Source organism: Enterovibrio calviensis DSM 14347, from assembly GCF_000621165.1.
Lineage (GTDB): Bacteria > Pseudomonadota > Gammaproteobacteria > Enterobacterales > Vibrionaceae > Enterovibrio > Enterovibrio calviensis.
Genome location: NZ_JHZA01000012.1, coordinates 139614 through 165823, shown reverse-complemented (window position 1 = coordinate 165823; position 26210 = coordinate 139614). Strand labels below are relative to the sequence as shown.

At 45.5% G+C, this 26210-nt stretch carries 20 protein-coding genes and 1 other RNA gene; 7 read left to right on the top strand and 14 right to left on the bottom strand.

Translation table 11 applies throughout. The features are described 5' to 3' along the window. Positions 1-1006: 1006 nt before the first annotated feature. The gene (locus Q365_RS0113035; RefSeq protein WP_028023753.1) at positions 1007-2047 is read left to right on the top strand and encodes an IS630 family transposase; all 1041 of its coding nucleotides are present in this window, start codon (positions 1007-1009) and stop codon (positions 2045-2047) included. 365 nt (positions 2048-2412) lie between these two features. Here Q365_RS0113035 and Q365_RS0113030 read toward each other — a convergent pair whose 3' ends face one another. The 8 genes from Q365_RS0113030 to smpB all read right to left on the bottom strand — a co-directional run bounded on the left by Q365_RS0113030 (position 2413) and on the right by smpB (position 11977). Beyond that, on the bottom strand, positions 2413-3729 hold the full coding sequence (locus Q365_RS0113030; RefSeq protein ID WP_028023752.1) for a type II toxin-antitoxin system HipA family toxin: 1317 nt from the start codon (positions 3727-3729) through the stop codon (positions 2413-2415). Further along, the gene (gene hipB, locus Q365_RS0113025) at positions 3729-3974 is read right to left on the bottom strand and encodes a type II toxin-antitoxin system antitoxin HipB (RefSeq protein WP_028023751.1); all 246 of its coding nucleotides are present in this window, start codon (positions 3972-3974) and stop codon (positions 3729-3731) included. Before hipB ends, Q365_RS0113030 begins: the two co-directional genes overlap by 1 nt. A 619-nt stretch (positions 3975-4593) precedes the next feature. Then, positions 4594-5160: a recombinase family protein gene (locus tag Q365_RS0113020; RefSeq protein ID WP_017098053.1), complete on the bottom strand. Its 567-nt coding sequence runs from the start codon at positions 5158-5160 to the stop codon at positions 4594-4596. A gap of 220 nt (positions 5161-5380) precedes the next feature. Continuing rightward, complete coding sequence (locus Q365_RS0113015; RefSeq protein ID WP_028023750.1) at positions 5381-5758, bottom strand: hypothetical protein; 378 nt, start codon at positions 5756-5758, stop codon at positions 5381-5383. Positions 5759-7198: 1440 nt separating this feature from the next. Further along, on the bottom strand, positions 7199-9406 hold the full coding sequence (locus tag Q365_RS0113005) for an AAA family ATPase (protein ID WP_028023749.1): 2208 nt from the start codon (positions 9404-9406) through the stop codon (positions 7199-7201). 73 nt (positions 9407-9479) lie between these two features. Then, a complete protein-coding gene (locus Q365_RS25705; RefSeq protein ID WP_081796250.1) occupies positions 9480-11051 on the bottom strand; it encodes a site-specific integrase in 1572 nt (523 codons plus the stop codon). 26 nt (positions 11052-11077) lie between these two features. Continuing rightward, positions 11078-11445: a transfer-messenger RNA gene (gene ssrA, locus Q365_RS26480) on the bottom strand. Between the two features lie 46 nt (positions 11446-11491). Further along, the gene (gene smpB / locus Q365_RS0112995; RefSeq protein ID WP_028023748.1) at positions 11492-11977 is read right to left on the bottom strand and encodes an SsrA-binding protein SmpB; all 486 of its coding nucleotides are present in this window, start codon (positions 11975-11977) and stop codon (positions 11492-11494) included. 192 nt (positions 11978-12169) lie between these two features. Here smpB and Q365_RS0112990 point away from each other — a divergent pair, with 192 nt between their 5' ends. Both Q365_RS0112990 and Q365_RS0112985 read left to right on the top strand, forming a co-directional pair. Beyond that, positions 12170-12601, top strand: coding sequence for an SRPBCC family protein (locus tag Q365_RS0112990; RefSeq protein WP_028023747.1), 432 nt, complete (start codon positions 12170-12172; stop codon positions 12599-12601). Further along, on the top strand, positions 12594-12944 hold the full coding sequence (locus tag Q365_RS0112985; protein ID WP_028023746.1) for an RnfH family protein: 351 nt from the start codon (positions 12594-12596) through the stop codon (positions 12942-12944). The genes Q365_RS0112990 and Q365_RS0112985 overlap by 8 nt, the downstream gene beginning before the upstream one ends. Before the next feature lie 182 nt (positions 12945-13126). On the opposite strand, the gene Q365_RS0112980 is transcribed toward Q365_RS0112985, so the two are convergent. From Q365_RS0112980 to Q365_RS0112965, 4 genes are all read right to left on the bottom strand, one after another. Further along, complete coding sequence (locus Q365_RS0112980; RefSeq protein ID WP_028023745.1) at positions 13127-16189, bottom strand: M66 family metalloprotease; 3063 nt, start codon at positions 16187-16189, stop codon at positions 13127-13129. A 208-nt stretch (positions 16190-16397) separates the two neighbouring features. Continuing rightward, a complete protein-coding gene (gene ppk2 / locus Q365_RS0112975) occupies positions 16398-17234 on the bottom strand; it encodes a polyphosphate kinase 2 (protein ID WP_028023744.1) in 837 nt (278 codons plus the stop codon). A gap of 171 nt (positions 17235-17405) precedes the next feature. Then, positions 17406-18140, bottom strand: coding sequence for a copper homeostasis protein CutC (locus tag Q365_RS0112970; RefSeq protein ID WP_028023743.1), 735 nt, complete (start codon positions 18138-18140; stop codon positions 17406-17408). A 189-nt stretch (positions 18141-18329) separates the two neighbouring features. After that, complete coding sequence (locus tag Q365_RS0112965) at positions 18330-18932, bottom strand: peroxiredoxin C (protein WP_028023742.1); 603 nt, start codon at positions 18930-18932, stop codon at positions 18330-18332. Between the two features lie 128 nt (positions 18933-19060). On the opposite strand from Q365_RS0112965, the gene Q365_RS0112960 reads away from it, so the two are divergent. From Q365_RS0112960 to aceA, 3 genes are all read left to right on the top strand, one after another. Continuing rightward, positions 19061-19957, top strand: coding sequence for a hydrogen peroxide-inducible genes activator (locus Q365_RS0112960; protein WP_028023741.1), 897 nt, complete (start codon positions 19061-19063; stop codon positions 19955-19957). 721 nt (positions 19958-20678) lie between these two features. Beyond that, positions 20679-22286 (top strand): malate synthase A, encoded by a 1608-nt coding sequence (gene aceB / locus Q365_RS0112955; protein WP_028023740.1) that lies wholly within the window; start codon positions 20679-20681, stop codon positions 22284-22286. An 88-nt stretch (positions 22287-22374) separates the two neighbouring features. Beyond that, entirely contained in the window at positions 22375-23679 is a 1305-nt protein-coding gene (gene aceA / locus Q365_RS0112950; protein ID WP_028023739.1) for an isocitrate lyase, read from the top strand. Positions 23680-23817: 138 nt separating this feature from the next. On the opposite strand, the gene Q365_RS0112945 is transcribed toward aceA, so the two are convergent. After that, complete coding sequence (locus Q365_RS0112945) at positions 23818-24417, bottom strand: acyl carrier protein phosphodiesterase (protein ID WP_028023738.1); 600 nt, start codon at positions 24415-24417, stop codon at positions 23818-23820. Between the two features lie 99 nt (positions 24418-24516). Next, a complete protein-coding gene (locus Q365_RS0112940) occupies positions 24517-24975 on the bottom strand; it encodes a CBS domain-containing protein (RefSeq protein ID WP_028023737.1) in 459 nt (152 codons plus the stop codon). Positions 24976-25166: 191 nt separating this feature from the next. Here Q365_RS0112940 and Q365_RS0112935 point away from each other — a divergent pair, with 191 nt between their 5' ends. After that, complete coding sequence (locus Q365_RS0112935; RefSeq protein ID WP_035024967.1) at positions 25167-26177, top strand: S1 family serine peptidase; 1011 nt, start codon at positions 25167-25169, stop codon at positions 26175-26177. The last annotated feature ends 33 nt before the right edge of the window (positions 26178-26210 follow it).

Genomic DNA, 26210 nt, shown 5'->3' with positions numbered 1-26210 from the left:
AATCTATTGTGGTTTCGAGTTTTGACTTGAATGAGGGATGTTTTTCTATTTAATATATTGATCCATTTATTGCTTCTCTAGGGGGGGGAGAGTTGTTAGATGTTTACTAAATAAAGAGTTGACATTTCTCAGAGTGAATGCGGTTTAAGAAATTAATTTGTTTTCAGTAGGCTTACTGTGATTAATAAAATTGAAATTTATAATTTCAATACAGACCTCTTGCTTAAATAGGGGGTAAAATTCTCATGTCATTCATCGGTGATATACAAGGCTCTCCTTTTTTTGCCTAAAATGATGGTTAAAGTCATTGGTTTTACTTCTAAGTCTTAGCGTTTTTTCTGGAGAGGGGGGGAGAGGTACATACTTCTTTAATGTGGTTGGAGGCCAAAATGAAAATCATCTCGTCAAATTGCTTACTAAATATTTCATGATTCCAAAGGTGATGCTGGTTTATGTAAATCGTCAAATGTAAAAGAGCAAGATCGGGAAAGAGCGCGAACTTTATAGTCTGCTTTATCAATAGTCGCAGGGTATCATGATTCCCCCCTTCTTTGGAAATTAATTGTGCTTTAACTTGGGTGTTACTGAATGGACGGACTTGACTTTAATGGCGTCTTAGGTATCTCTGCGTGATTACAAGTGCAGATAAACTTATCTCTAAGAAGATTTGATACTATTAGATCTAAATTGCTACATGTGTGTTGCGAAATCTTGGGGTAAATGCTGGTTAATTGTTGTAAGGGGTGCGCTGATGCAATTGTGACAGGCTACGATGAGCGAGTTAATATTATAATTATTTCAATGCTTTAGCTTTCTATCGAGTGTTGGGGAGAGATATTACGTATTATGGCCTCACATTAGTATTCACTTTGGTAGTGTGCTAATCCTAAACGACTAACTAAATAGCTGTTCCTAATAGTAGATCTCAAAGGTAAGAGAAACTCAGTCCAGTTTGCGCGATCTGATCTATCGCCAAACAGAAAAAACCTACAAAAAGGACTGAGTGATGGCCATCATAGCACCGATCGACCGAGCAGAAAGACGACGCATCCACAAAGCAATTCAACGCACCGCAGATAAGGGATTTTCTCGCCGTTTGATGGCGATGTTGCTTTTAGCCCAAGGAAAAACGATTGTTGCTGTCAGCGAAACTACGGGTGCAGCGCGGTCCTCCATTGGTCGATGGATAAATTGGTACACCGACGGTGGAATCGATGCTTTGAAATCTCAGCCTTCGGGGAGACCGTGCTCGCTACCTGTTGAACAAATGTGTGCCATTTTGCTCGTGCTTATCCAAACGTCACCACAAGACTTTGGATTTCAACGAAGCCGATGGAGTACAGAGCTTCTCGCTAATCAGCTCAACAAAACGTTCAAATCTCGTGTCGCGGCTTCTACAGTCAGGTGTTGGCTACCGAGGATGGGTGTCGTCTGGCGAAGAGCCGCGCCAACCCTACGTATTAAAGACCCTGAAAAAGCAGAGAAACTGGCGGCAATCCAAAAGGCTTTAGACCAATGTGACCCGGAGAATCCTGTCTTTTACGAAGATGAAGTCGATATAGACTTGAACCCTAAGATTGGCGCTGATTGGACGCTCAAAGGTCAACAGAAAAAAGTGGTCACGCTAGGAAAGAACGAGAAACACTATCTCGCAGGTGCACTGCACGCCAAAACGGGGAACGTTATTTATGTCTCAGGCACCAAGAAAGATCCCAACTTACTTATCGCCATGCTGGAGAAGCTCAAACGGTATTATAGGAAGGCGAAAAAAATCATTTTGGTGCTCGACAACTATGTCATTCACAAGAGTCGAAAAACGAATATATGGCTGGCAGCTAACCCCAAATTTGTCTTGTTATTTCAGCCCGTCTATTGCCCTTGGGTCAATGTGATAGAAAGACTATGGCATGCATTGCATGAGACGATCAAGCGCAATCATCAATGCAAATACATGTATCAACTCTTAGCACAGGTAAAGCACTTTATGGCGACGTTATCACCTTATCCTGGCTCAGGGCATGGGATGGCGAAAAAGACTCACAATTAGGATCAGTTATTTAGAACTGGTTTCACCTCTAATTACAAACCACTGCAAGGCGAGTTCCAAGTAAAGAGTATACCGAATACAGTGTAATGGGTAAAAAACTAATTTATTCTAGCCCGTGCGCAAACCAAAGAACAATATGGACGCACCATGGTTTTAGATATTTTTGAGAGGTGGAGTTTGCGGGTCATACTGGAATATAACTGTTAAACATTTCTTGGAAGCTTAATGTGCTGATGCCTGGTGATATGTGGTAACTGGCTGTGAAATTGACTGTGGGTTGAGTTTGACGACTTAATCGGTATTTTTCGCGACCTGTAACGTTACTGGTTTCTGGTGTGTTTACTGAAAGAATGAGATAGAACGTATTATTGCACCAAAGAATCTCTATTCACCATCTTCAACGACTGCTCAAAAATCGCCGTCGAAACATGTTCTGGAAATGCTTCTGGAAGTTGCTGTTTGACCTGCTCGACGGCGTAAGGAAGTTGGTTGGCAAATTCATCCAAGATCGCCTGCATTCTCTGCGTACTAAATCCTACCTCTTTGGCGGTTGCCAAAAAATGGCGAGCAAATATCTTAACGAGTTTGTACTTTCGCCCTTTGTTGGCCTTTAGCCCCATGGCTAGCTTTAGGGAGCGAAGGTGCAGCCCTTTGCCTCCTAATATGGGGTAAGCCGAAAGGATGTCGTAGAACGGGGTAAGTTGATAACTGCCGCCAGCACCAAGGAAAATCGAGAAGTTTTTCGCATGACCGTCCGTCGCTCCGATAATCCATTGGAATACCTGAAAACGCATAAAGGCTTCACGATCTTCCAGTGCATTGCTTGAGCCCAGAAGTAGCTTCATGATGTCTTTAATTCCCACTCCACCGTCGCTTTCATATTTGATGGCAGAAGGTTTACCAAAGGCTTGGCACATGTCTTCTTGTGGCAGGCGTAATAGCCAGGCTTTGTCTTTTGACCAGCGTCTGTCGAAGCGCTCGACGGCAAGGGCTTTGATGCCGTTACAGTGAATGATCTCTGCGTTGGGCACGTTAAGGCCGAGCGCTTTGGCGAGCAGCAGGCAGAGATATTCATTTTCGACGCTGTCGCTCATATCAAGCGTGGCGCTAGGCTGTTTTATCTCGCCAATAGGCAGTTTGATGATATGCGTTGTTGGTGTTGCGTATTTAGGCATGCACCAATCATTCCCCAGTTTTAAAAGTGCGGTCTTTTCTTGTGCGCCAGCGACGGAAATACGGAAATCGTCTTCATCACTAAGCATGCCTAAAGGGATGTTGGCATTGTAGGCACTTAGGACTTTCTCCAAGCGCTCATTGGTGAGAACGTCATAGTCCAGCTGCTTAAACGTGGGAGTGTCTTCATTGGGTTCATAGAGCGCAACGGCCCCAACACTGTCTTTGCCGACCTGTTTCAACAAATCGAAGGCTTGCCGAGAGTCGGCTTGATAGCGCGCAACAATACGGTCTCTAATTTCGTTGAGGTCGGGCAGCAGGTTATCGAAGTAGTTAATGACGTGGCTGGATGCGTGCTTTTTATATTGAAGCGGTAAGGAAAGTGACAGCGGCCTGCCTTTGGGGTTTTCAATCCATTGTGCATCGTACTGAAATTCATGTGCGCCGTTCGACAGCTTCATGAATTCACCAACACGCTCTCCGTTCATGTAGGCCACTAAGGTTTCCATCACCATACCTCTTCATCGGATTTTGCGATGGGAGTTTTCTCTTCCGAGAGTATGTCAATTTTCACACCGAGTGCTTGGATGATCTTAAACACGGTTTTGAGTTGTGTGGTGTCGGGGTTATTTTCAAAGTTGGATAACGTAGCCTGCTTCAAACCAACACGCTGGGCCAGCTCTGCTTGAGTGAGCTTGTGCTTAGTGCGAAGTAGTTTTAAGTGGTTTGCTAATTGTTGCGGGCTATAAATCATCACAACCGCTCCCTATAAGGAAATATCTCTTTAAAGGTATATGCTGTCAATTATCCCTTTTACGTTATATTTAAAGCTATATCCCTTATAAGGTATACGCAATGTTATATCCCTTATCGCGGATAATTTAATATAGTAAGTGTGAGGGATTAATCAAAAACGGCTTGATTCAGGTCGGATCGGACAATAAAAAAGGCCAACCCTTTCAGGTTGGCCTTTTCCAATCGATTGGTGGAGCTGGCGGGAAGTGCTGTGACCGTCAGACCATCATAACAAAGGCTTATATAATAATAAGTTACGTTGAATATAGCATTATGTGGATCAGTATGTGTAGCACTTTGTGGATCAGTAGATTTAGCAATAAATGCGCAGTAGGGAACTGAACCCGCGTCTTAAAAAGTCAGGCTGGCTGATAAAAAAATGGTCAAAAGTTTTCGATGGGTGGGGTAAGGAATAGGTTTTTTGGCTGATTTTAGGGTATGGGGGGCTTCGGGCTGGTATTCGCTGTTATAGGTTTAATACTATTGTTCGCCTTTTACTTATTTTAAAAAGCGAACCAATAAGAATCTTGCATTAAACGTCGATGATGAAGCTGTTGTCCGTTGTGTGTCCTGTTGTATTACTTATTCCAGTGACGCTTTACTGTAGCGATTCCAAGGCTTGTAGCGGCAGCAGTTTTGGACTGTGATAATCCTTGTGCCTTGTAATACTGAACCTGCTTAGTGGTTTCTTGTGCTTCTGGTCTACCTAATTTCTTCCCTTGCTGCTTTGCACGTTCAAGCCCTTCTTTCGTTCTTTCACTGATGCGGTTGCGTTCAAATTCAGCAAAAGCACTGAACATTTGAAGCATCAACTTACCTTGTGAAGATGAAAGGTCGGGTGTTGGTAGGTCTAAACAAACAACATGAATTCCTTTCTGAATTAGCAATTCAACTGTTTGCTGTACATCTATATTGTCACGCCCAAGACGATCAAGCTTCAACACAATCAACGTATCGTTTGGTTCAAGTTTGTGGTCAACCAGTGCTTTGAAATTTGGACGTAGCATTGCTGACGTTGCACCGGATACCGTTTCAGATATCACGCGACTGTCGTCAACGCTGTAGCCAGAATTTCTAATAGCAACAATTTGGTTTTCGGTTGTTTGTTCCGTTGTTGAAACTCGGCAGTAAGCAAATGTTCGCATTAGTATCCGTTTAGTTTTAATTGGTATCATCTATGGGTGGTATCATCACTCTGTGGTATCACAAAGTCAATAGGTATGATTTATGATACTGAAATGGCATATTAGAAATGGTATCAGCTAACGGTCAATTTTTGATGCTACTTTATTTGTGCATATAAACCACCAGCAAATGTGCGCGGTGTTTAGACCGAACTCTGTCACGTTGTAATGACGTTACTGCTCAAAGCCAATTGCTGAATACTGGATTCTGATTTACTTCTTCTTTATAACCTTCATCATCACTGATGTATTGCTGCATTAAGTGTTCATGAATCTCAAACGTTTCGTACTCATTAACATGATCCATTCCGCCGTTATTAGTAATGTTCACAACAAAGCGTTCTGGTTTTTGCATTGTTGATATACTTACTGTGTATCTGATCGACAGGTCTTCTATATCTAATATGTATTCAAGCCATGCATCTTGCATTATGAATTTATAATCATCTTGATCTGTTTCATGAAACATGTCGGGTACTAAATGTATTCCGCTTCTTTTGAAGTAATCACATGTAATGCAAATACATGTGTTTCTTTGTGCATTTGTTATATCTCTCATTGCATCTCCTTACTCAAAAGAAGAACTACTTCCTTTAGAATACATGGATCTGTTTCATCTGGATTACGCATGATTTTTTGTATTTTCATTGTGTCTTTGTTGTTCATGTAAATTCCTTTCTGACGGCTTCAAATAGCCGTTTTCTTTGGCAAACGAAGTGCGCAGTCACGCCCAAGTAGTAGCGGAACGAAGTGCAGCGATGCCATAGTATTTAAAGGAAGAAATAGGAAGTGCATGAAGTAATTATAAAGAAACCGATTGCAAGCAATCGCTTTGCGTCCATCAAACTGAAGCGCTGTTCGCGCATCATTTCGATAATCCGCATGTCTTTTAATTGGAATAAGAAACAATCATCTTTAACGAAAACACCAAAGTGTTTTCAAGACACATTAGGTAGTTGGTAGAAGCAATATTTTATTCCCCCCGTCAGTGCTTTTGATCCACACTGGACAAGGGTCTTAGTTTAGCAGTACATCGCTAATATTTGCTTACACCTAAATCCACAGGCGGTAGTGCTATACCTGTGTCAGTGCGTCCTTTCTTCACTACGGTCAGGGCGTTAACCCCACCACTATCACAACAAAGCAAACTATTGTAATAGTCCGAAATCTAATCGAAAAATCAGATTTACATCATTTCCATTTATGCTCACCCAATCAACTACGATTGGCACATAAGTCCGTCTTTCTTTATCCTTGCGCGTGTATCGATATGTAGTCCTTCCGTTTGGGCACATCAATAGTTCTTCAAGTCGCAGGGGAAGCCCTGCCTTCATATGTGCAACACACGGTCTGTTAAGATACCTATGAAGCCCTACACACGTGGTAGTTACGTCTTACTACCATTTATCTTCCCTGTAATTTTCATCAGGCATAAAAAAGCCCAATGCTTTTACACATCGGGCTATGTTTTCAAAAACCTGATGTGTTGAACTTTTAGGCGGTGAAACACATCTGATTTTCTACTAATTTTGTCTGTATCGCCTAAGCCATACATAGGAATTTGTTCATCGTTATACTTCACCGCCTATAGATCAGTATAAGGTAATCATCTGATTACAATAGTATTTATAACTTTATCTTCGTTATACTTTTATTATGACATGACTTCTGAAAGTGCCTAAAAATACTGTTGTTAACGTAATGCTTAAGTGGTGATCCGCGACTAATACGACTACAGCGACTAACACTTGATTTATATCGAATTTGTTAGACTAAGGCGCGACTAACTGATGCTTTAATTTTGGATGACATCTGATGTCCTGTATCACTAACACACTACTAAGTCTGTATTCTGTTAATCGTAAGTCATTGATATTAAAGTATCATTATAGTTAAAAGGATCGCGCGCGCGTGACACACGATTATTACTTGTCCAAAAATAAAAGCCACCAGCATTGCTACCAGTGGCTTATAAGGGGAAGTAATACATTGTTCAGGGTTAAGCGTAATAAGCGTCGTAGTGTGGCTTATCGTTCGTTCTAATGGCTTCGCCAATGATATCCCAGATATGGACTAACTGTGGTTGAACCGCTTCTGGTAATTCTAAACCTTGTACTATCGACTTCGCGTGACACTTCTCATTCATGTATTCGTAAAGGGTACTGGATTTAACCTCTGCACCTTCGATACCTTTTAAGAAATTTGGGGCTATAAAATCTTGTCCCTGTTTCTTGAATTCAGACAGATTAAATCTGAATGAAAAATAGACTTCCAATATCTTACGAATATAGGCTTGAACACTGATTGCATCAAACTGCTCTGGATGTTGTATTGCTTCTTTAATCTTACTGATTAGATAGGCGTATTCTGACTTATAATTCAGCAGTAATTCAGGCAATTCACAAATGCTTGACTGATCTACCTTACGGTTGACTAAGTAGAACTGGGCACGTCGTGGCTTTCTTTGGTAATAACTGAACCATGTCTTCACCAAGTTGAAGAATTCGAAGTTATGCGTTGATATAAACAACTGCTCAACTTTGTCATGATTCAACTTATCTTTAATAATCCCAAGTACATTATAGATGTGGTTTGAATCAAGACTACAGATCGGGTCATCCAAGTACACAATCGGCTTCGTGCCCTTCAAGGATTCATCTTCCAGTTCTGTGATGAAATATGCAAATGCTATAGCCGTTCGTTCACCATCAGATAAGTGTTTCGCTGGTCGTCCTTCACGCACGAACTGGTAGGTTTCACCGATAGGTTGGATTTCAATATCAGTCTTACCGAAATACAACCGAAGGTTATCATTCAGATTATCAGCCCCTTGCTTAACATTACGAAGTTCAGCCTTGATTTCCCTTATTCGGGTATTCAAGCGGATAATTTCAGTCAAGGTGGCTTGGTGTTCATCTTTGAACGCTTTAACCTGTATCGTCGCTTCTGGATGGTCGTATTCAGTAGTTTCAGCATAAGCATAGTGACGTTTAATCGCATCACGTGCCTTGGTCTGTTCGGCTCCATGCTGTAATGAACGACGGTTGTGCTCGTTTATTGGCGTATTGAACAATTGCACTAATTCTAATGCATCAGGCATAGGATAATCAGAAGGTGAAAATGGAACAATTTCTTCCATTCGTTCACGCTTATCTTCCAAGGCTTTAAGAAGTGAATTCTTAACACCTTCGACTTGTTCATCTAATGGCTGAATTTGATCACTAAGGGCATCATAGCCTTGCTGTAAATCCGCATATAGATTGGTTGCTTTCGGAATAGAATGCGATAGTGAAATGCCTTGAACTTGCTTTATAGCGGCGTTGATTTTTGTAGATAAGTTTTTGTATGTATCTGAAAAGTAGCCATTTAGCTCATCAAGGCGATCAGCAGTTAATGGGTTCTTACAGAACTGGCATACCTCTGGTTCGTGATGATGCTTCAGACCATCCTCAACCCATTTACGAAGAACTGCATTGGCTTCAAGTTCTTCGATAGTTGTACGGGTTACAGATTCCGCCAGAACCGATTCTATTTGTTCTAATAAAACAGTTATATCAGGGATTTTTATTGAAGCAAGATTTACTGTATCGGCCTGTTTAGAACGTGCAGTGTCCATCAGTTGATCAAGTTCTGCACATGTCTTTAAGTCTTTCGCAGTAACTTGCGTCAACAAAGGGGTAACGCCTGTGCGGGTGAAAGTAGAACCGCCTAATACGTTCAAGGCGCTGACCACCTGACCAACCGTTTTCAGTCGGTTATCTTTTTCAGCCTGTTTATCGTCGGCTGACTTTTTATGCTGATCGCGTTCCAATTCTTTGGCTGGAATATCAACGTCTTCTATGCGCTTTAACTCCGTTTCCAATTCAATATTAGGTTCACCAACTATCAGCACTGGGTTCACACTTGAATCGATAAAGTTAACGTTGTCCTTGATGTAATCGGAATTAAAGACACGAAGGTTTGTGATAGGGGTTAACGCAGCACTTGATACTGATGTACCTTCATGACGCTCAACAGTAAAAGTTGCACCTGCAAAGTCTTCGTGAAGATGTCCTTGCTGCATGGCTCTGAAGATTCGTGATAGTGTAGTTTTACCTGAATAGTTGAAGCCATAGAACAGGTTAAACTGAAGGAATGGTTGACCTGCATTAGTCTTGGTATCTTTGAAGATACCGAAGTTCTTTATTGATTTTATGTTCTTAAACATCAAGTTATCCCGATTATCATTATCGGGATACTATACCAGTTTCATTTAATTCGGATGTGATTGCTATCAAGCCTTACTGCCAAGGCTTTACGTTCTTCAATACGTCTGTGAAATCTAATACTTGAACGGTTTTATTCATTAATCGAATATTCAGATCTTTACCATAACGTGCATATGTAATTGTCTGATCTTTATGCCCAAGTAATGAAGACGCTTGTTGTGCTGGTACTTGATTTTGCTTTAATTCATCAGCAACAGTATGTCTGAAACTATGGAAGTCTACATGTGAAAGGTTATTCTGCTTACGTAAGCGGTTGAACCACTTTGAAGCGTTATGTGAAAAGCCATCACGTGGTAAATCACCATTATTTGTAAGTAAACCATCAAATAACCATTCTTTACCTTGCCGTTGTTTTAGGTATTCATCAAAACCAAGTTCAATTAGGTGTGGATGCACTGGAATTAGACGTTTAGAACTGGTGTTTTTCAGTTTCTGACCTTCATCTTCATCTGTGATTTGAAAGCATTGAATATTATCTGCATGTATAACGTTATCTGGTTTCATTTGGGCAAGTTCATTTAAACGTGCGCCTGTATATAAGGATAACAAGGGCAACCAATAGTAATAGGCATGTTTAATATTCTTATGTTCTGACCAGATCGGCATACTGAACAGTTTATGTAGATCTTCTTTGTACCAACGATCACGTTGTTCGCTTTCTTTACGGTTATCTTTTGGCATTGGCATCTTGTAGAAGTAGTTCTGATCTACGTAGTCTGCTTTTGTTGCCCATTGGAAAAACGTTGAACACTTTTGAATAGTCCCTTTAACAGTCGCTATCGCTTGTGGTTTCAAATTCATATCTACTATTTCAGATAACGATTTACCTTTTAACTTCTTGTTTTTTGAACGATTAGGTGGAAGTTTTAATAGTAAATTACGAAATTCTTCTGCTTGTTCAAGTCGGATAGTGCGGATACTTGTATCTGCACCAAAGAAGTCTAGAAGTAAGGTTAAATGTGCTTTATTTGCTTCCAGTCCTTTGTCTTGAACTGTTCCTGATGCAGTTTTGGATGCCATAAAGCGTTCTACTACGTCAGATAATGTGTTAATTGGTTCTTTTAGGGATGTTGATGTAGAAGTAGGGGCTTGTTGTGCAGTTAATATTTCAAGTGAACAGTGATCCGCTGCTATTTCTTCACTTGTTTGTCCTTCATGGTGAACTTCTGTTACTTGTTCTGTAGTTCCGTCTGGATGATTGATAAGACGCACTGATATCCATTCATTTGTATTTGGGTTTATTGTTTTAGGCTTTGTACCATGCATAATTGCATAGATGGTTTCAGTTAGATCTTCATTCGTCATTGTATTCATCTTCTTTCTTGTATTTGAAAAAAGTAAGTCTGTTTGACTTACAAGTGATGATGACATGCAAAGGGCTGTTGCCCATTTTGTTGTTTTTAATGACGTATAGAAGTGTGATTTATTAAAGATACAGCGTAGATCAGAAGGGATACGTTTTTTGAAGTAGTAGGTATTATTTCGGGTTGTTAGATAGGTGGCATTTGTCATATGTGGATCACATTGTGCAGCACTTTGTGGATCACATAAACCTTGTAGATACAAAAAGGACTTGTAAATCATTGATCTACAAGTCCTTTCCAAACGTTTGGTGGAGCTGGCGGGAGTTGAACCCGCGTCCAAAATCAGTCTAACTAATGGCGCTACATGCTTAGTCTATCTTTGTTCTCGTCAGTGTGCTGCGAATAGACACGCTACAAAAAGACATACCAGAATTCTATTTCGCGGTTCAGCTCTCTAGTCAAAGCATCCCTCGCTATCTCGTTTGGGTTTGAACTTCTATGATTCCCCGTCTTACAAGCGGAAGCTAGGGTAGAAGTGCGCTAGCAGGTTATTAAGCTGCTAGTGCGTAGTTTTCGTCGTTTGCGACTATTTTTTTGCGGCTTTTTACGAGGCAAACCGCCCCTCGGCATGCTCCACGAGCCTTCTTGATCCTGTCGAATCCTGAATCAGCCCCGGAATTATGTCGCAGATACTAGCATAAAGCTCTGCTGCGTCAACGATTATCTGGCTGAGGACTTCATGATACGCGCTTTATCGCGCTGCCAATCGCGTTCTTTCGATGCATCGCGTTTGTCATTAAGCTTTTTACCTTTCGCCAGACCAATCTTAAGTTTAGCCCATGACTGTTTCCAGTACATAGACAGTGCGATCACCGTGTAACCTTCGCGGTTCACTTTGCCGATTAAGGTGTCGAGTTCACGACGCTTAAGCAGCAGTTTTCGCACACGTGTTGGGTCTGCAACTACGTGAGTAGAAGCAACGTTAAGTGGCGTGATTGTCGCACCGGACATGAAAGCTTCGCCATCGCGGAAGAACACATAGCTCTCCGTGATATTGACCTTGCCTGCACGGAGGGCTTTCACTTCCCATCCTTGTAGCTCAAGCCCGACTTCTACATCGTCTTCGATGAAGTACTCGTGGCGAGCTTGGCGGTTCTGCGCAATTGTATTGCTGCCCGCTTTATTCTTTGAATTTTTCTTTACCATAATGGCTGCATTATACGTAGTGGTAGGGAAGGGCGATATAGTTTTTGCAGGATTTTTGGGATCTCGCCCGCTGTGTTCACGTTTCGGGTCGTTTCGGGGTATCTATCATGGGTGATTTCCTGCCTTTTGAAGACGTTTGGGTAATATTAAGGTCCAATGATATGATGTTGGCATCGACGTAGAGGAGTTGGTATGCCGCGTATTACCCGTTCTGCACTCGTGCCGTTTAGTGCAGAGCAGATGTTTAAGTTAGTGAATGATGTTGAAGCCTACCCGGCATTCTTGCCTGGTTGCTCCGGTTCACGTGTGTTAGAAGCCAGTGACATTGCGATGACAGCGTCGGTGGATGTGGCGAAAGCGGGCATCCGCAAAACGTTTACCACTCGCAATGAGCTTGTGAATGGGCAGGCCATTAAGATGGAGCTGATCGATGGTCCGTTCCGTAAATTGGTGGGCGGCTGGCATTTTACGTCGCTGGATGTGGATGCGTGCAAAATCGAGCTAAATCTAGATTTTGAGTTCACCAACGGTTTGGTGGAGATGGCATTCGGCAAGGTGTTTAACGAGTTAACGTTGAACATGGTAAAAGCATTTACGCAAAGGGCGCGAGAAGTGTATGAGTGAGGGTAAATTGCTGCATATTGAAGTGATGTATGCCTTGCCTGATGAGCAGCGTGTGTTTAAGGCGATTGTTACGCCAGATATGCATGTGGAAGACATCATCCGCCATTCTGGGGTGTTAGACGCCTACCCAGAGATTGACCTGAAAACGAATAAAGTGGGCGTGTTTAGCCGCTTGGTCAAGCTTGATGCTTTGGTTCACGATGGCGATCGCATTGAGATTTATCGCCCACTGGTGGCTGATCCGAAAGAAATTCGCCGCCGCCGTGCAGAGCGCATGAAAGCGGAAGGCAAATCCGACCCTGTGACGGGCGGTAAAGTGAATCCACAACGTAAAACAGATTAACGTTTTCTGTTGATTGAATTTGATCTCATTTGAATCCATGGGGTTCATGGGGTTCATGGATTCAGATGAGATCTGAACTGGCGACAGTCACAATGAAAAAGCGGTGAGAAATCACCGCTTTTTTTGTTATCGTCTTGGTATTTATCTTGGTATTCGTTTGGGCTAGTGGTTAGCGCTATTTTTTAGCGCTTAGTCCACGCATCTTGCCAGAAGGCAGAAACGCCCGGCGCGTAGCTGGCGTTTGAGCACCAGCCTGAATTCGGCCACGGTTTGCATTGGTATAATGCGTTATCCGCGCCGACAACCATGTCACCGGCTTGGTAAGCGAAACCCGCTTGATAGGCTGGGTATTCGCCTGGCGGTGGTGGTGTCACTTCTGGCTCAGGATCTGGCGTTGTGCAAACATCCTCAGACGCTTTCTTCCACACGCCCCATTCGCCCGTTGTTCCCGGCTCTTCACCTTGTGTCCACCATCCTGCTTGCCACACAACACCTTGATGCGCGACGCGATCGCCACTCAGGTAAATCGCCTGTTTGCGCCAATCCGCGGTGCAGACGTCATTGGCTTCTACGGTGATAACGCGCTCAACGCTCGTCTGCTGTGCGTTACTGTCGATAACGGTATACGTCAGCACATACAAACCCGCTTGTTCAGTATTCACTGCGCCTGACATCGTAATGTTCGCGGTGATCTCGCCATCTTCAACGTCATGAGCACTCACACCTGCAAGCGGATCAAAGCGGTCATTAAGTTGCAGCGTGATGTTATCCGCGCCATGAATGGTCGGTGCTTCGCCAAGTTCGGTGGTCACGGTGCTGGCTTTTAGCTCTGTGGTTGGCGGGGTGATCGTCATGCTGTCGAGTAAGGTGTTGTCACAGTAAAGCTCGGCGCGATACGGCTGACTGTCGGTTGCCACGTTGACGTGGAATCGGTTCATCAAGCCATCGTTTAAGCGACGGTTATGTAAGTTAAAGGTGAGTGTGCCATCGTTGTGAGTCTGAACATTAAGCTGACAAGATGAAGGCGTGAAGTTGTCTTCATACACTGCGCCGTATGCGCCGTTCAGTGCGGGGTAGAAGTAACTTGGCAAGATGTTCTGTGGGTCGTAATAGCCAACAATTGTTGTCACAGCAACGCCTTGCTCGTGTGGAACACGATCAATGGTACCGTCAATGATGTTGCTATCGACTTGGTTCCATTGGCCTGCCTCGAAACGGAAAGCATGTTGCTTACCATCGATGAGCAGCAGAGACGTGTCACCGAAGTGGATGTGTGAGTTGTAGCCTGCGGTAGAACGGAACACCGCCACTTTGCCTTCGAAGCTTTCATCTTCCGGTAAGTAGAAATCTCTCGCCCAATGGCCATTGCCCGTGTTGAGTCGCACTGCGTCTGCGGTGGCAAACAGCTCATGGAATTGACGGCTGTTTTCATCGAAGTCATTCAGCTCGTTGTTACCGCTGACGACAACAATGTTAAAGGCCAAATCGTCGGTGAGAGTATTTGCCCACGGTGCCATAGTGAGGCTTTCTGGATCCCACTTGCTGAAACCGGTTGGAGACGTAGCGTCGAAATTGGCTTTGCTTTCCAATAGGGCCTGAAACACATTCAGTTCATACGGGGTATGCAGCGTGTAGGCGTTGGCAGCAGGGTGTAGCGGCCAACCGCCAGCCATGGTTCCCCAGCCAAAGCTGTGGCCTTCGAATGGGTCTGCGCATTGTCCTTCATAACACGATGCGCCGTTGTTTCGCGCTTTGCTCAGGTTCGGCAGGAAGGTATTTTCAAACAGATCCCAGCCCCACGTTGAGTTGATTTTGGTTGAGCTGTTGTGCACTGAACCTTTGAAGCCGCCCAAATAGTGCGCTTCAGGGTGAACCGAGCCAATGCCCGCGCCCAATTCATGGCCAACTTCGTGGCTGAATTCATTGCCTGTTGAGCTGACAACGGATGCCACACCCGCATACGATCCCAGCAGGCCGTGCGCAATCAGCCCATTGCTATATTTGCCGATCGAGTTGTTTACTGTGATTTGCGCAGCGTGATAAGGCGCACTGAAGTTCCATGCTGCGTGGTCGCGCACGTATGAACTGTTTACGCCATAGTTGGCGCTGTTGATGCCCGCAGAGATAAGCTCACGCGCAATGCGATAGTGAGAGTCACTGCCGTAGCCATCGGCTTCACTCGGGTCGACATCAACCAGTAGGCGACCATCCGGCAGCATGATTTCTTCAAGGTGGATGGGCGCGTAGGGGTTCACAATCAGCTTGCTGATTTGCAGGGATTGGAAGTAGTCGCGATGTAGCTTCTTATCTTCCATGAATTGGAATTCACCGCGTGGTGGTGTCAGTAACCCCACATCGACGGTGTTAAGAATCAATGTGGTGCTCGCACCAACCTGAATGCCTTCAACGATGCCTTCGCTGCTGCCAGTAGCAAACGTTAGGCTAAAACCCGGCTTAATCACTTCAGCAGGCAGTACCGTGGTATACGCGTTGTCGCTGTAGGCAAGCTTGCCATAATCAACGTCAGACTGTGCGTACCAAAGTCCATCGACGTTGTTATAAGTGATGCTGTTGCCATTGCTTAACGTGTCAACGCCGTGAGAATAACGAATGGTTGAGTTGTAGCCTGCCTGCGAGGAGAAGGTGACGATGCTGCCCGTGAATTCAGCGCCTTCTGGCAGAATGAATTCGTAAGCAAAGTTACCGTCGCTGGTGGCAACGTGAATGGAATCGTGCTCGGCGATCAGGGATTTGAAGGTGGTTTGTCCTTGCTCGCCCGCAATGCTGCCGATGGTGTTATTGCTGCTTATTGTGTGTGCGTAGGAATCTGGCACTACGATGGTGACGTCTGTTTCAATTTGACCTGCCGGCTTTGGTTGTTCTGCTGGGGCTTTTAAGGTCGCGTGATGAACTTGATTGCCTTGGCTGTCTTTCACCAATACCGAAACAGCATTGCCGCTGATGGCATTCGTGTCGCTAGGTTCAAAGATCACTAGCGCTTTGCGCAATGACACCAAATGAGGCTGGCGATCACCGTCAATGTGATTGATGGTCGGCATGATGACACTTTGCGCGAGGCTAACAGTGCCCGCGAGCGTCCCTTGAGTGTCGGAAGGGAGTGATTTTTGGCTGAAATAGACGGTGTCTGAGGCTGTCGCGGGTGTCATCGCAGTGGCAAGCGCAAAAGAGCTGCTTAATCCAGCAGTCATGGCTGAGATCAGGTAGGCAATATACTTCTTATTCATGACTTTACTTCGTTATTAGTGGTTTTTTGCGGAATATACAACGCAATGAATAATTTGACGTGTGTCACATTCTGGCATTTGAAGCAATCGCACAAAATGGCACATAGAATTGATGGGGGATGGAACGGCGCGCAAGAAATCACACGGGACAAAAAGGGCAGCATAACGCTACCCAAGTTGTTGTCTAGACACGGCTATTTGCTGTTTCTCATTCGTTGTTTTCGGTCATGTCAGAGGCGATGTCGGGCACGAAGCTTTGGCTTTCTAACGGGACACGTACATAACCTTCTTTGCTTATCTCAGGCAGCTCAATGTCATCGTACTGAATGTTCTCATAAGGGATGCTAGAGAGCAGGTGAGAAATACAGTTAAGACGGGCGCGTTTTTTGTTGTCTGCATTTACCACCCACCAAGGTGACTCTTTGGTGTCTGTGTGGGCAAACATGCGATCTTTAGCTTCACTATAGGCGACCCAACGGCTGCGAGACTCCAAATCCATTAGGCTGAATTTCCAGCGCTTGATAGGCGTGTCGATACGTTCTTGGAAGCGCTTTTCTTGCTCTTCATCGGAAACCGAAAACCAGTACTTCAGCAAAATGATGCCTGAGCGTTGCAGCATGCGTTCGAATTCGGGGCAGGTGCGGAAGAATTCTTCATATTCATCATCACTGCAAAAGCCCATCACTTTTTCAACGCCCGCTCGGTTATACCAACTGCGATCGAACAGCACGATTTCGCCCGCACCGGGCAGGTGGGAAACATAGCGTTGGAAATACCATTGGCTGCGTTCACGCTCGCTGGGTTTATCAAGAGCGACAATACGGCAGACTCGTGGGTTGAGCTTTTCGGTAATGCGTTTGATCACGCCGCCTTTCCCTGCGGCATCTCGCCCTTCAAACACCACGACGACTTTTAACCCTTCTTGTTTCACCCACTCTTGAAGCTTAACAAGTTCGGTTTGAAGGTGCTCGAGCTTATGCTCGTAGGCCTCTTTACTCAGCTTACGTTTTTTCTGGGGATGTTTTGGGGTATCTGCACTCGCCATTTGCCACTGCTCCTTGTCTGCGGGAATGCCTGTTCGCGATATGTGCACAACGAACAGGCGTTTCTCACCCTAAGAAGGATGGGGGATCATTGCAATCCCCCGTCTGGAAAAGTGCGAGTTTGTCTTATAGCCAACAACATCAATGTGCTTGTTCAGCGAGATATTGTCGGGCTATTTCAGCGCCAACACGGTTTGTTGGATGATGTCAGGGCTAGTCACGGTGATATCGAAGTCGCTTTCGCCGTTGCCCATGGTGGCTTTTTCATTGCGATAGGTCATCAATGATGCGCGCGTGGTTTTGCCTGACAGGTGAATTTCAGTCGCGCCTGTTTCCGTGATAATGCGTTTTGCATTTTCGGGTGAAACTCCAGCCCCCGGCATGATGCTGAGTCGACCTTGGGTCAGCTGAACCATGTCTTTCAGTGTCTGAATACTCTCATCGGCACGCTTGGCAAGGCCGGAGGTCAGCACACGCTCTACGTTGTGGGACATGAGAAACTCAAGCGCATCAAAAGGGGCCACGCAGTGATCAATGGCACGATGGAAGGTGATACCCATACCGGACGCGGCACTGATCATCGCTTTTACGGCGACTTCATCGATTTTTCCGTCAGCGGCCAGTGCGCCGATAACCACACCGTTCAATCCGGCATTTTTTGCGGTGTGTATGTCTTCGAGCATGATGTCGACATCATGGCTTGAATACAGAAAATCGCCTTCGCGCGGACGAATGATCGCGTAAACAGGAATGGTGGCAACACGAGCGGCTTGCTTCATGTAGCCAGCGCTTGCGGTTAGCCCGCCAGTAGCCAATGAGCTGCAAAGCTCAATACGGCCAGCGCCCGCGGTTTGTGCAATAGGAAGAGATTCAAGGCTATCGATACAGACTTCGATCAATACAGACATTACGCATTCCTCAATAAAAGACTGCGAACATCATCATGGAGTTAGCGAAGAAAGAGAAGCGGGTAGGGTGTAAAATTTAGGTAAAAAAAGGGCCCGGTGGTCCGGGCCTCGTTTTTATATGCTGACTTTGGCTTTACGCTTACGCTTACGCGTTAGGGGGAAACTGCGTGAAACAGTTAGCCAAAAATATTACAGGTCGTCAGAGTGCTCAGACAGGAACGCTGCTACACCTTTAGGTGATGCGTCCATACCTGCTTTGCCTTCTTCCCATTGTGCTGGGCAAACTTCACCGTTTTTCTGGTGGAAGTTTAGTGCGTCAACCATGCGTAGCATCTCGTCGATGTTACGGCCTAGTGGCAGGTCGTTAACCACTTGGTGACGTACAAGACCGTCTTCGTCAATCAGGAAAGAACCACGGAATGCAACACCAGCTTCTGGGTGCTCAACGTCGTATGCTTTACAGATTTCGTGCTTAACGTCAGCAACCAATGGGTATTTAACTTGGCCGATACCGCCGTCTTCAACAGCAGTGTTACGCCATGCGTTGTGAGAGAATTGAGAATCGATTGAAACACCGATAACTTCAACGCCTTTCGCTTGGAAGTCAGCGTGGCGCTTGTCAAAAGCGATCAGCTCAGAAGGACATACGAAAGTGAAATCCAATGGGTAGAAGAAAAGAACCGTTTTCTTACCTTTGGTGAACGCTTTCAGATTGAAGTTATCTACGATTTCACCATTGCCCAGTACTGCTGCTGCAGTAAAATCTGGGGCTTGACGGCCTACTAGTACCATTTCTCAGCTCCTAAATTGTGTGTTGTCAGGCGTTAACGCCTTAATTCATCTATGAACGGGACAAACTATAGTGGAACTGTTAGATTGGAAAAAGCGAATTTAATAGATTATTGCAATCGGAAAAATCGATGACAAAATTCCCTTCTCTCAAACAGCTCCATTATCTCGTGACACTGCATGAGACGCGTCACTTTGGTGAGGCGGCCAAACAATGTTTCGTTAGTCAGTCTACACTAAGTTCCGGTATTCAGAACTTAGAAGATCTGATTGGTACTCAGCTTATTGAGCGCGATAACAAAACGCTGGTTTTTTCGGGTATCGGCGAAGACGTTGTTGTGCGCAGCCGAGAGATTTTGGCGCGTAGCCAAGATCTGATGGAGCTGACTCAGGTTAAAGAAAGCCCGATGCAGGGCAAGCTTCGGGTGGGATGTATTCCGACAATCGCGCCGTTTTTACTGTGTGATTTGGTGTGCGCGGTAAACCAGCATTTTCCCGAGCTTGATTTGCTGTTGCGTGAAGACACCACCGTCAATTTACTCGCAGCCTTAAAGAGCGGAGAAATGGATGTGCTGATATTGGCGCTGCCCGTCGATATCGGCGGGATGGAAAGCCGTGTTGTGGGGGCTGATTCATTCAAGATGGTATTGAGCAAATCACAAGCGGATAAAGTGAATGTGCCTATTCGTTATGCCGATTTGCCCGACGAGTCTGTTTTCTTGCTCGAACGTGAACACTGCTTGACCGATCATGCGGTGTCAGCCTGCCAACTAACATCAACCGCGAAAATTAACCCGTTCTCAGCAACCAGTCTGCATACCTTGGTGCAAATGGTCGCCAATGGCTTGGGGTCGACGTTTATTCCGCAAATGGCGATTAAACACGGTTTGTTGGATAACCTTGATCTCGTGATCGTGGAACCGCCAGGCCGCAAAGCGTATCGCGATATTGGCTTGGTGTGGCGTCCCACGTCGAGCCGAAAAGCCACGTTCGAAGCATTGGCTGATCTGGTCAAAACCTTGCTGTAATGGCCCTCCTTTATATGCCAACTGACAAGGATTTGTCGGTTGGCTACAGGATGAACCGATTTGTTAGCCATACGTTATTTGGCTTAAAACGATGAAATTACCTCTCCTTTTTCTAGATTCTTTACCTCTTATTGCATTTCATCTCAACTTTGGTTGATTGTTTGGTTCTACTTTTACTTTCCAGATGATCACTCTGATTTCAGGGTGGTAACTCCGTGGCGTTTCTGAAATTAAATTCTGTCGATATCAAGACATATTTTTTTATGATTATTAAGCGCTTATCGCCAAGCATTGTTAGCGTAGATATCCGCCCTTCATTGTTAACTTTTTGTTATAAAAAGAATTTATGCAAACTCTTGGTTCTGCTGCTACGTTTAAAACAGGCTTTTTTGTTGGGTTGCGATAGTTGTCGTTTGGTAATTTTATTTCGTAAGTGGTTACAAAAATGGCACTAAAGGATGAAATGATCACAAACGGAAGAAGAATCTGAGAATTGTTTTAATTTGGTGTTTTGAGTTAAAACTCTATTTGTTCATAAATTATTGTTATTTATCAATATTACTCATTTTATACTTAAGTCTAATGCCGCTGGTGGTGTTGACGTGTCGCGTTAAATACGTCAGCTTAAAGACGTGTTTCGGCGACATGGCAGCAATTGAAGCAGTGAGGCGTTAATTGACATTGTTGTGATTTAGTTACAAATGGAATTGGAGGGCGATTTATGGATTCACACGCACAGCAAGCTTCTCAGGAACTATCATTCGTTCCGCCGATCACGGACAAAGAATCAGATGTTCTTACCGATGACGCGCTTTCATTCATCCACATGTTGGCCGTGCGATTTGCAGACCGTGTACCTGCATTGCTTTCTGCCCGAGTGGCACGCCAAGAAAAATTTGATGCTGGGGAGTTACCTGACTTCCTGAGCGACACTGCCAATATCCGTGAAGATTCATGGAAAATTCGTGGCATTCCAAACGATTTACAAGATCGCCGTTTAGAGATCACTGGGCCACCTGAGCGCAAAATGGTAATTAACGCTCTGAACGCCAATGTGAAAGTCTTCATGGCGGATTTTGAAGATTCATTTTCGCCAGCGTGGGGGCCAGTGCTTGATGGTCAGCGCAATTTAACCGATGCCATCAATCGTACTATCTCTTATGAAAACCCCGTTAACGGCAAGCAATACGCACTAAACGACGATCCTGCTGTGCTTATCTGTCGCGTTCGTGGGCTTCATCTGAAAGAAAAGCACGTTCTGTTGAACGGTCAGCCTATTCCCGGTGCGCTTTTTGACTTTGGCTTGTATTTCTACCGAAACCACAAAGCGCTGCTTGAGAGTGGCTCTGGTCCTTATTTCTATCTGCCTAAGCTGCAAGCACACCAAGAAGCAGCATGGTGGAATGATGTTTTCTGTTTCACAGAAGATCACTTCAATCAGCCACGCGGCACCATTAAAGCAACGGTGTTGATTGAAACCTTGCCAGCAGTGTTTGAGATGGACGAAATCTTGTTCAACTTGAAAGACCACATCGTGGCGCTGAACTGTGGACGCTGGGATTACATCTTCAGTTACATCAAAACGTTCAAAAATCACCCTGACCGCGTGTTGCCTGACCGTCAAGCCGTGACCATGGAAAAACCGTTTTTGAACGCGTATTCACGATTGTTAGTGAGAACGTGTCACCGTCGCGGTGCGATGGCGATGGGCGGAATGGCGGCATTCATCCCATCGAAAGACCCTGAGAAAAACGCTTGGGTGCTCGACAAAATTCAGACAGATAAGTCATTGGAAGCAAATAACGGTCATGACGGCACATGGGTCGCACACCCAGGTTTGGCGGATACCGCAAAAGCAGTGTTTGATGCCGCGCTCGGCGATCGCCAGAACCAACTGGATGTGTCGCGTGAGCAAGATGCGCCAATTACCGCCGCAGAGTTGGTAGCCCCTTGTGAGGGAGATCGAACGGAAGAGGGTATGCGCCATAACATTCGTGTGGCGGTGCAATACATCGAGGCATGGATTTCAGGTAATGGCTGTGTGCCCATTTACGGCCTGATGGAAGATGCGGCCACAGCAGAAATATCAAGAGCCTCGATATGGCAGTGGATTAAGCATGAGAAGACATTGAGCAACGGCAAAACCGTCACGGCAGCGTTCTTTAGAGAGTGTTTAACGGAAGAAATGTCCGTGCTTAAAGGCGAGCTAGGCGAAGACGTGTTCAATCAAGGGAAATACGAACAGGCGGCCAGCATGATGGAGCAGCTGACCACCAGTGATGATTTGGCCGATTTCTTAACCTTATCCGGATATGAATTATTGGATTAATGAGCGGAATGCTTTTTGACCCCAAATTTTGTTTAAACCCAAGACGAGTTAACCCAAGTTTAGGAACACATTGAGAGAGGGAATCACAATGACGAAGACAAGACAGCAGCAAATCGACGCACTGAAAGCAGACTGGGCAGAAAACCCACGCTGGAATAATGTAAAACGAACGTATACGGCAGAGGAAGTTGTTGCGCTGCGTGGTTCCTTCGTCCCTGAGCAGACTATTGCTCAGCGTGGTGCGGATAAGTTGTGGGAACTGGTCAACGGTTCTGCGAAAAAAGGGTATGTGAACTGTTTGGGCGCGCTGACCGGTGGTCAAGCGGTGCAACAAGCGAAGGCCGGCATTGAAGCGATTTACTTGTCAGGCTGGCAGGTGGCTGCTGATAACAACACCGCATCTAGCATGTACCCTGACCAATCTCTCTACCCTGTGGATTCTGTTCCTGCAGTGGTTAAACGTATCAATAACTCTTTCCGTCGTGCTGACCAAATTCAATGGTCGAAAGGCGGCACGCCAGAAGAAGGCACAGATTACTTCTTGCCTATCGTTGCCGATGCTGAGGCGGGCTTTGGTGGCGTACTGAATGCTTACGAGCTGATGCGTTCAATGATTGAAGCGGGTGCGGCAGGTGTTCACTTTGAAGACCAGTTAGCATCAGTGAAAAAATGTGGTCACATGGGCGGTAAGGTGCTGGTTCCTACCCAAGAAGCCGTTCAAAAACTGGTTGCAGCGCGTCTTGCTGCCGATGTTGCAGGCACCACCACCCTTGTGATTGCGCGTACCGATGCGAATGCCGCTGACCTACTGACTTCTGATTGCGATGAGTACGATAAAGATTTCATCGTGGGTGAGCGCACCGCAGAAGGTTTCTACAAAGTACGTGCTGGCATTGAACAAGCCATTTCTCGTGGCCTTGCTTACGCACCTTATGCTGACTTGATTTGGTGTGAAACGGCAAAACCTGATTTGGAAGAAGCGCGACAATTCGCGGAAGCAATTCATGCGAAGTACCCAGATCAGCTGCTGGCATACAACTGTTCGCCTTCGTTTAACTGGGAGAAAAACCTGGACTCAGAGACGATTGCACGTTTCCAGCAAGAGCTTTCAGACATGGGCTACAAGTACCAGTTCATCACTCTTGCGGGTATTCATAACATGTGGTTCAACATGTTCGAATTGGCTCACGCTTATGCACAAGGTGAAGGTATGCGCCACTACGTTGAGAAAGTTCAACGTCCTGAGTTTGCGGCTGCCGAGCGTGGTTACACCTTCGTGGCGCACCAGCAAGAAGTGGGTACCGGTTACTTCGATACCATGACGAATACGATTCAAGGTGGTAACTCGTCAGTGACGGCACTGACAGGGTCTACCGAAGAAGATCAGTTTTAATTGACGCGTTGCCAACACGCGTTATCAAAACGAGTCTAAAGGGGCCACATTAATCGAGCCCTAGAATCCACGCTTTGAGCGACCTTCGGGTCGCTTTTTTTGTGTTTGCTTCGTTGCCACTGTCCTAACTAGGAGCTGCTAACTAGGTGTGCGCGTAAAGGTTGAAGCCGCATCTAAGACTTGTTGATAGATAGAGGGAAAAGCGTCGAGCAGTTGATCTTGATGCGTGATAAGCACTGCGGCAGTATCAGCCAGAGGTGCCATTCTGGGGCTACGTGTCGACATTCGCTCTAGAACAAAAGGCAGGGTGTTGATATCCGCATAGGATAGGATCCATTGCTCTCGCCACATTTTCTCTGACATAAACAAGAAGCGATCGGGAAGTGTTTCGGATTCTTTCTGTATCGATAACTGGCAGGACGTCTCAGCGTCTTTTACAAAACTGTGCAGTGGCTCGTCATGAAAGGCGGACCAGTGTTTGACCAGCGCGTGATCCCAAAAGATATCGAGCGCAATGGCACTGTAGCGGTAGAGCGCTTTTGGAAACAGCGCTCGACAGGTTTTAATTTGCGGCAAAGCATCAATATAACCATCCACGAATCGATGCAGATAAATTCCATCGACGGTGTCAGGCAAATAAATGCCGTCAGGCTTTCCTCTCACAAAATCTGCCAGCAAATTTCCCATCAACTGACTATCGCAACGTGATGCAACATGGAGGTGTGCAAGATAATTCAATCGGCCTCGCTTGGTCTGCGCCTGTCCATTTGGCACATTGACGTGTCAGCGATCGAGTATGCCGAAGAATCCCCACATTGTCGCGACTCAATCGTGCGGCTACGCCATTTCTTCTTCGGCTTCTTCGATCTCCATGGGCTCAGCGTCTTCTTGAATTTCAAGTAGGTTGATAGCAATGGCGATAAAGTCAGAGTCCGTAATAATGCCGACCAGTTGGTCATGTTGAATGACAGGCAAACACCCGATTTTGTGTTGCTGCATAAACAAAGCGGCCGATTTTAACGATGCTGACGGCGAGACGGTAAATAAGGACGGCTTCGTGAAACGCGATAAAGGCGCCAGCATAGGATCATCACTACCGAGTGACTTTTCAAGGCTAGAGCTTTGGGCTGCAAGGATGTCTCGTTGAGTCACTATACCTTCTAGTTCATAGCTTGCCGATACGATAGGAATGTGGCGAATTCGTTTTGAATCCATCAGGCACTTTGCGTCATATATCGTATGCTTAGAAGACAAGGTAATGGGTTCTGGTGTCATCATTTCTTTGACGGTAAGCATATAACCTCCTAAAGACTTACAAATACAAAGGGTATATGTCGAATGTAGCCAAATTGAGGCACATGAAAGGTGACCGGAATCAAAGATTTGCGTGACCATGTTTTCGAAGGCTCATTGTCTTTCTATCAGCAGTAGTAGCAACACGGATGTCAGTGCGTGATCAACGTTTAACTGTGATGAGGATTTTTGGGATGCGAAAACACTTTGCTTTATTGCTACTCATACTGTTGTCTTGTTTTGCCCAAGGCGCGGAGCGCGAGCCTCGTGTGGTAGGGGGAAGTGATGCTGCCATTTCAGATGCGCCTTGGCAGGCGTTTGTAAGAATTGGCAACTTTTTTTGTGGTGGCGTAGTGATCGGCAGTGAATGGGTGCTCACGGCTGCGCATTGCCTTGATACCGCAGACGATGATGATTTCTCATTAGCCTCAGCAAACTCGGTCTCAGTCTATACGGGCACCGCGACCATCTACGGGGCAGATTTCGCCTCTTTCCAATCTAGCGTGGACGCGATTCATGCCCACAGTAGCTATGACAAAACCACGCTGGCCAACGATATCGCATTAATCAAATTGTCTTCGGCTATTCATAGCAATGCTTCAAGTGTTGTGTTGGCGAGCATCGCTGTGCAAACGGCAGTGGATGCAACCGCTGATTTATCGCAGCAAGATTTACTGCTGACAGGGTGGGGGTACATAGATGCCAATCGCAATACATCGACCAACGACCTTCAAAAAGCCACACTCTCGACGATCTCAGACAGCGCGTGTGCGTCTAGCTGGGGGACAACAATAACGGATGTTGCGGGTTATGAAAGTAAATATTTTTGCGCGCAAGAATCTGGTCGAGGTGCATGTAACGGCGATTCGGGTGGCCCGTTAGTGTGGTTTGACCCTTCGCGCGCGGCAGATTCTGATGCTGGAGCCACGCTGGTGGGTTTAGTCAGTTTTGGGGTTAACTTCCAATGTGCCTCTCCGACCTTTCCTGATGTTTACACGCAAGTGTCAAATTACCTGAGCTGGATAAGCAGTTGCCAAGCGGGCAGTTGTGCGAGCAATAGCTCTCAAGTTGTCACCGCTTCATCGGGTGATGGGGGCGGTGGCGGAGGTGCGCTGGGTTTAGGCGTTCTGCTGTGGTTGTCGATAATGGCTACGAGTCGTCACGTTCTCGTACGACGTATTCTGAAAAGGACCAGATCGCGATGAATGCAACAATACGTCGAATGGCTCGAAGTATAG

Coding starts and splice junctions, on each gene's coding strand:
- Q365_RS0113035 (WP_028023753.1), top strand. CDS start 1,007: ATGGCCATCATAGCACCGATCGACCGAGCAGAAAGACGACGCATCCAC.
- Q365_RS0113030 (WP_028023752.1), bottom strand. CDS start 3,729: ATGGAAACCTTAGTGGCCTACATGAACGGAGAGCGTGTTGGTGAATTC.
- hipB (WP_028023751.1), bottom strand. CDS start 3,974: ATGATTTATAGCCCGCAACAATTAGCAAACCACTTAAAACTACTTCGC.
- Q365_RS0113020 (WP_017098053.1), bottom strand. CDS start 5,160: ATGCGAACATTTGCTTACTGCCGAGTTTCAACAACGGAACAAACAACC.
- Q365_RS0113015 (WP_028023750.1), bottom strand. CDS start 5,758: ATGAGAGATATAACAAATGCACAAAGAAACACATGTATTTGCATTACA.
- Q365_RS0113005 (WP_028023749.1), bottom strand. CDS start 9,406: ATGTTTAAGAACATAAAATCAATAAAGAACTTCGGTATCTTCAAAGAT.
- Q365_RS25705 (WP_081796250.1), bottom strand. CDS start 11,051: ATGATTTACAAGTCCTTTTTGTATCTACAAGGTTTATGTGATCCACAA.
- smpB (WP_028023748.1), bottom strand. CDS start 11,977: ATGGTAAAGAAAAATTCAAAGAATAAAGCGGGCAGCAATACAATTGCG.
- Q365_RS0112990 (WP_028023747.1), top strand. CDS start 12,170: ATGCCGCGTATTACCCGTTCTGCACTCGTGCCGTTTAGTGCAGAGCAG.
- Q365_RS0112985 (WP_028023746.1), top strand. CDS start 12,594: ATGAGTGAGGGTAAATTGCTGCATATTGAAGTGATGTATGCCTTGCCT.
- Q365_RS0112980 (WP_028023745.1), bottom strand. CDS start 16,189: ATGAATAAGAAGTATATTGCCTACCTGATCTCAGCCATGACTGCTGGA.
- ppk2 (WP_028023744.1), bottom strand. CDS start 17,234: ATGGCGAGTGCAGATACCCCAAAACATCCCCAGAAAAAACGTAAGCTG.
- Q365_RS0112970 (WP_028023743.1), bottom strand. CDS start 18,140: ATGTCTGTATTGATCGAAGTCTGTATCGATAGCCTTGAATCTCTTCCT.
- Q365_RS0112965 (WP_028023742.1), bottom strand. CDS start 18,932: ATGGTACTAGTAGGCCGTCAAGCCCCAGATTTTACTGCAGCAGCAGTA.
- Q365_RS0112960 (WP_028023741.1), top strand. CDS start 19,061: ATGACAAAATTCCCTTCTCTCAAACAGCTCCATTATCTCGTGACACTG.
- aceB (WP_028023740.1), top strand. CDS start 20,679: ATGGATTCACACGCACAGCAAGCTTCTCAGGAACTATCATTCGTTCCG.
- aceA (WP_028023739.1), top strand. CDS start 22,375: ATGACGAAGACAAGACAGCAGCAAATCGACGCACTGAAAGCAGACTGG.
- Q365_RS0112940 (WP_028023737.1), bottom strand. CDS start 24,975: ATGCTTACCGTCAAAGAAATGATGACACCAGAACCCATTACCTTGTCT.
- Q365_RS0112935 (WP_035024967.1), top strand. CDS start 25,167: ATGCGAAAACACTTTGCTTTATTGCTACTCATACTGTTGTCTTGTTTT.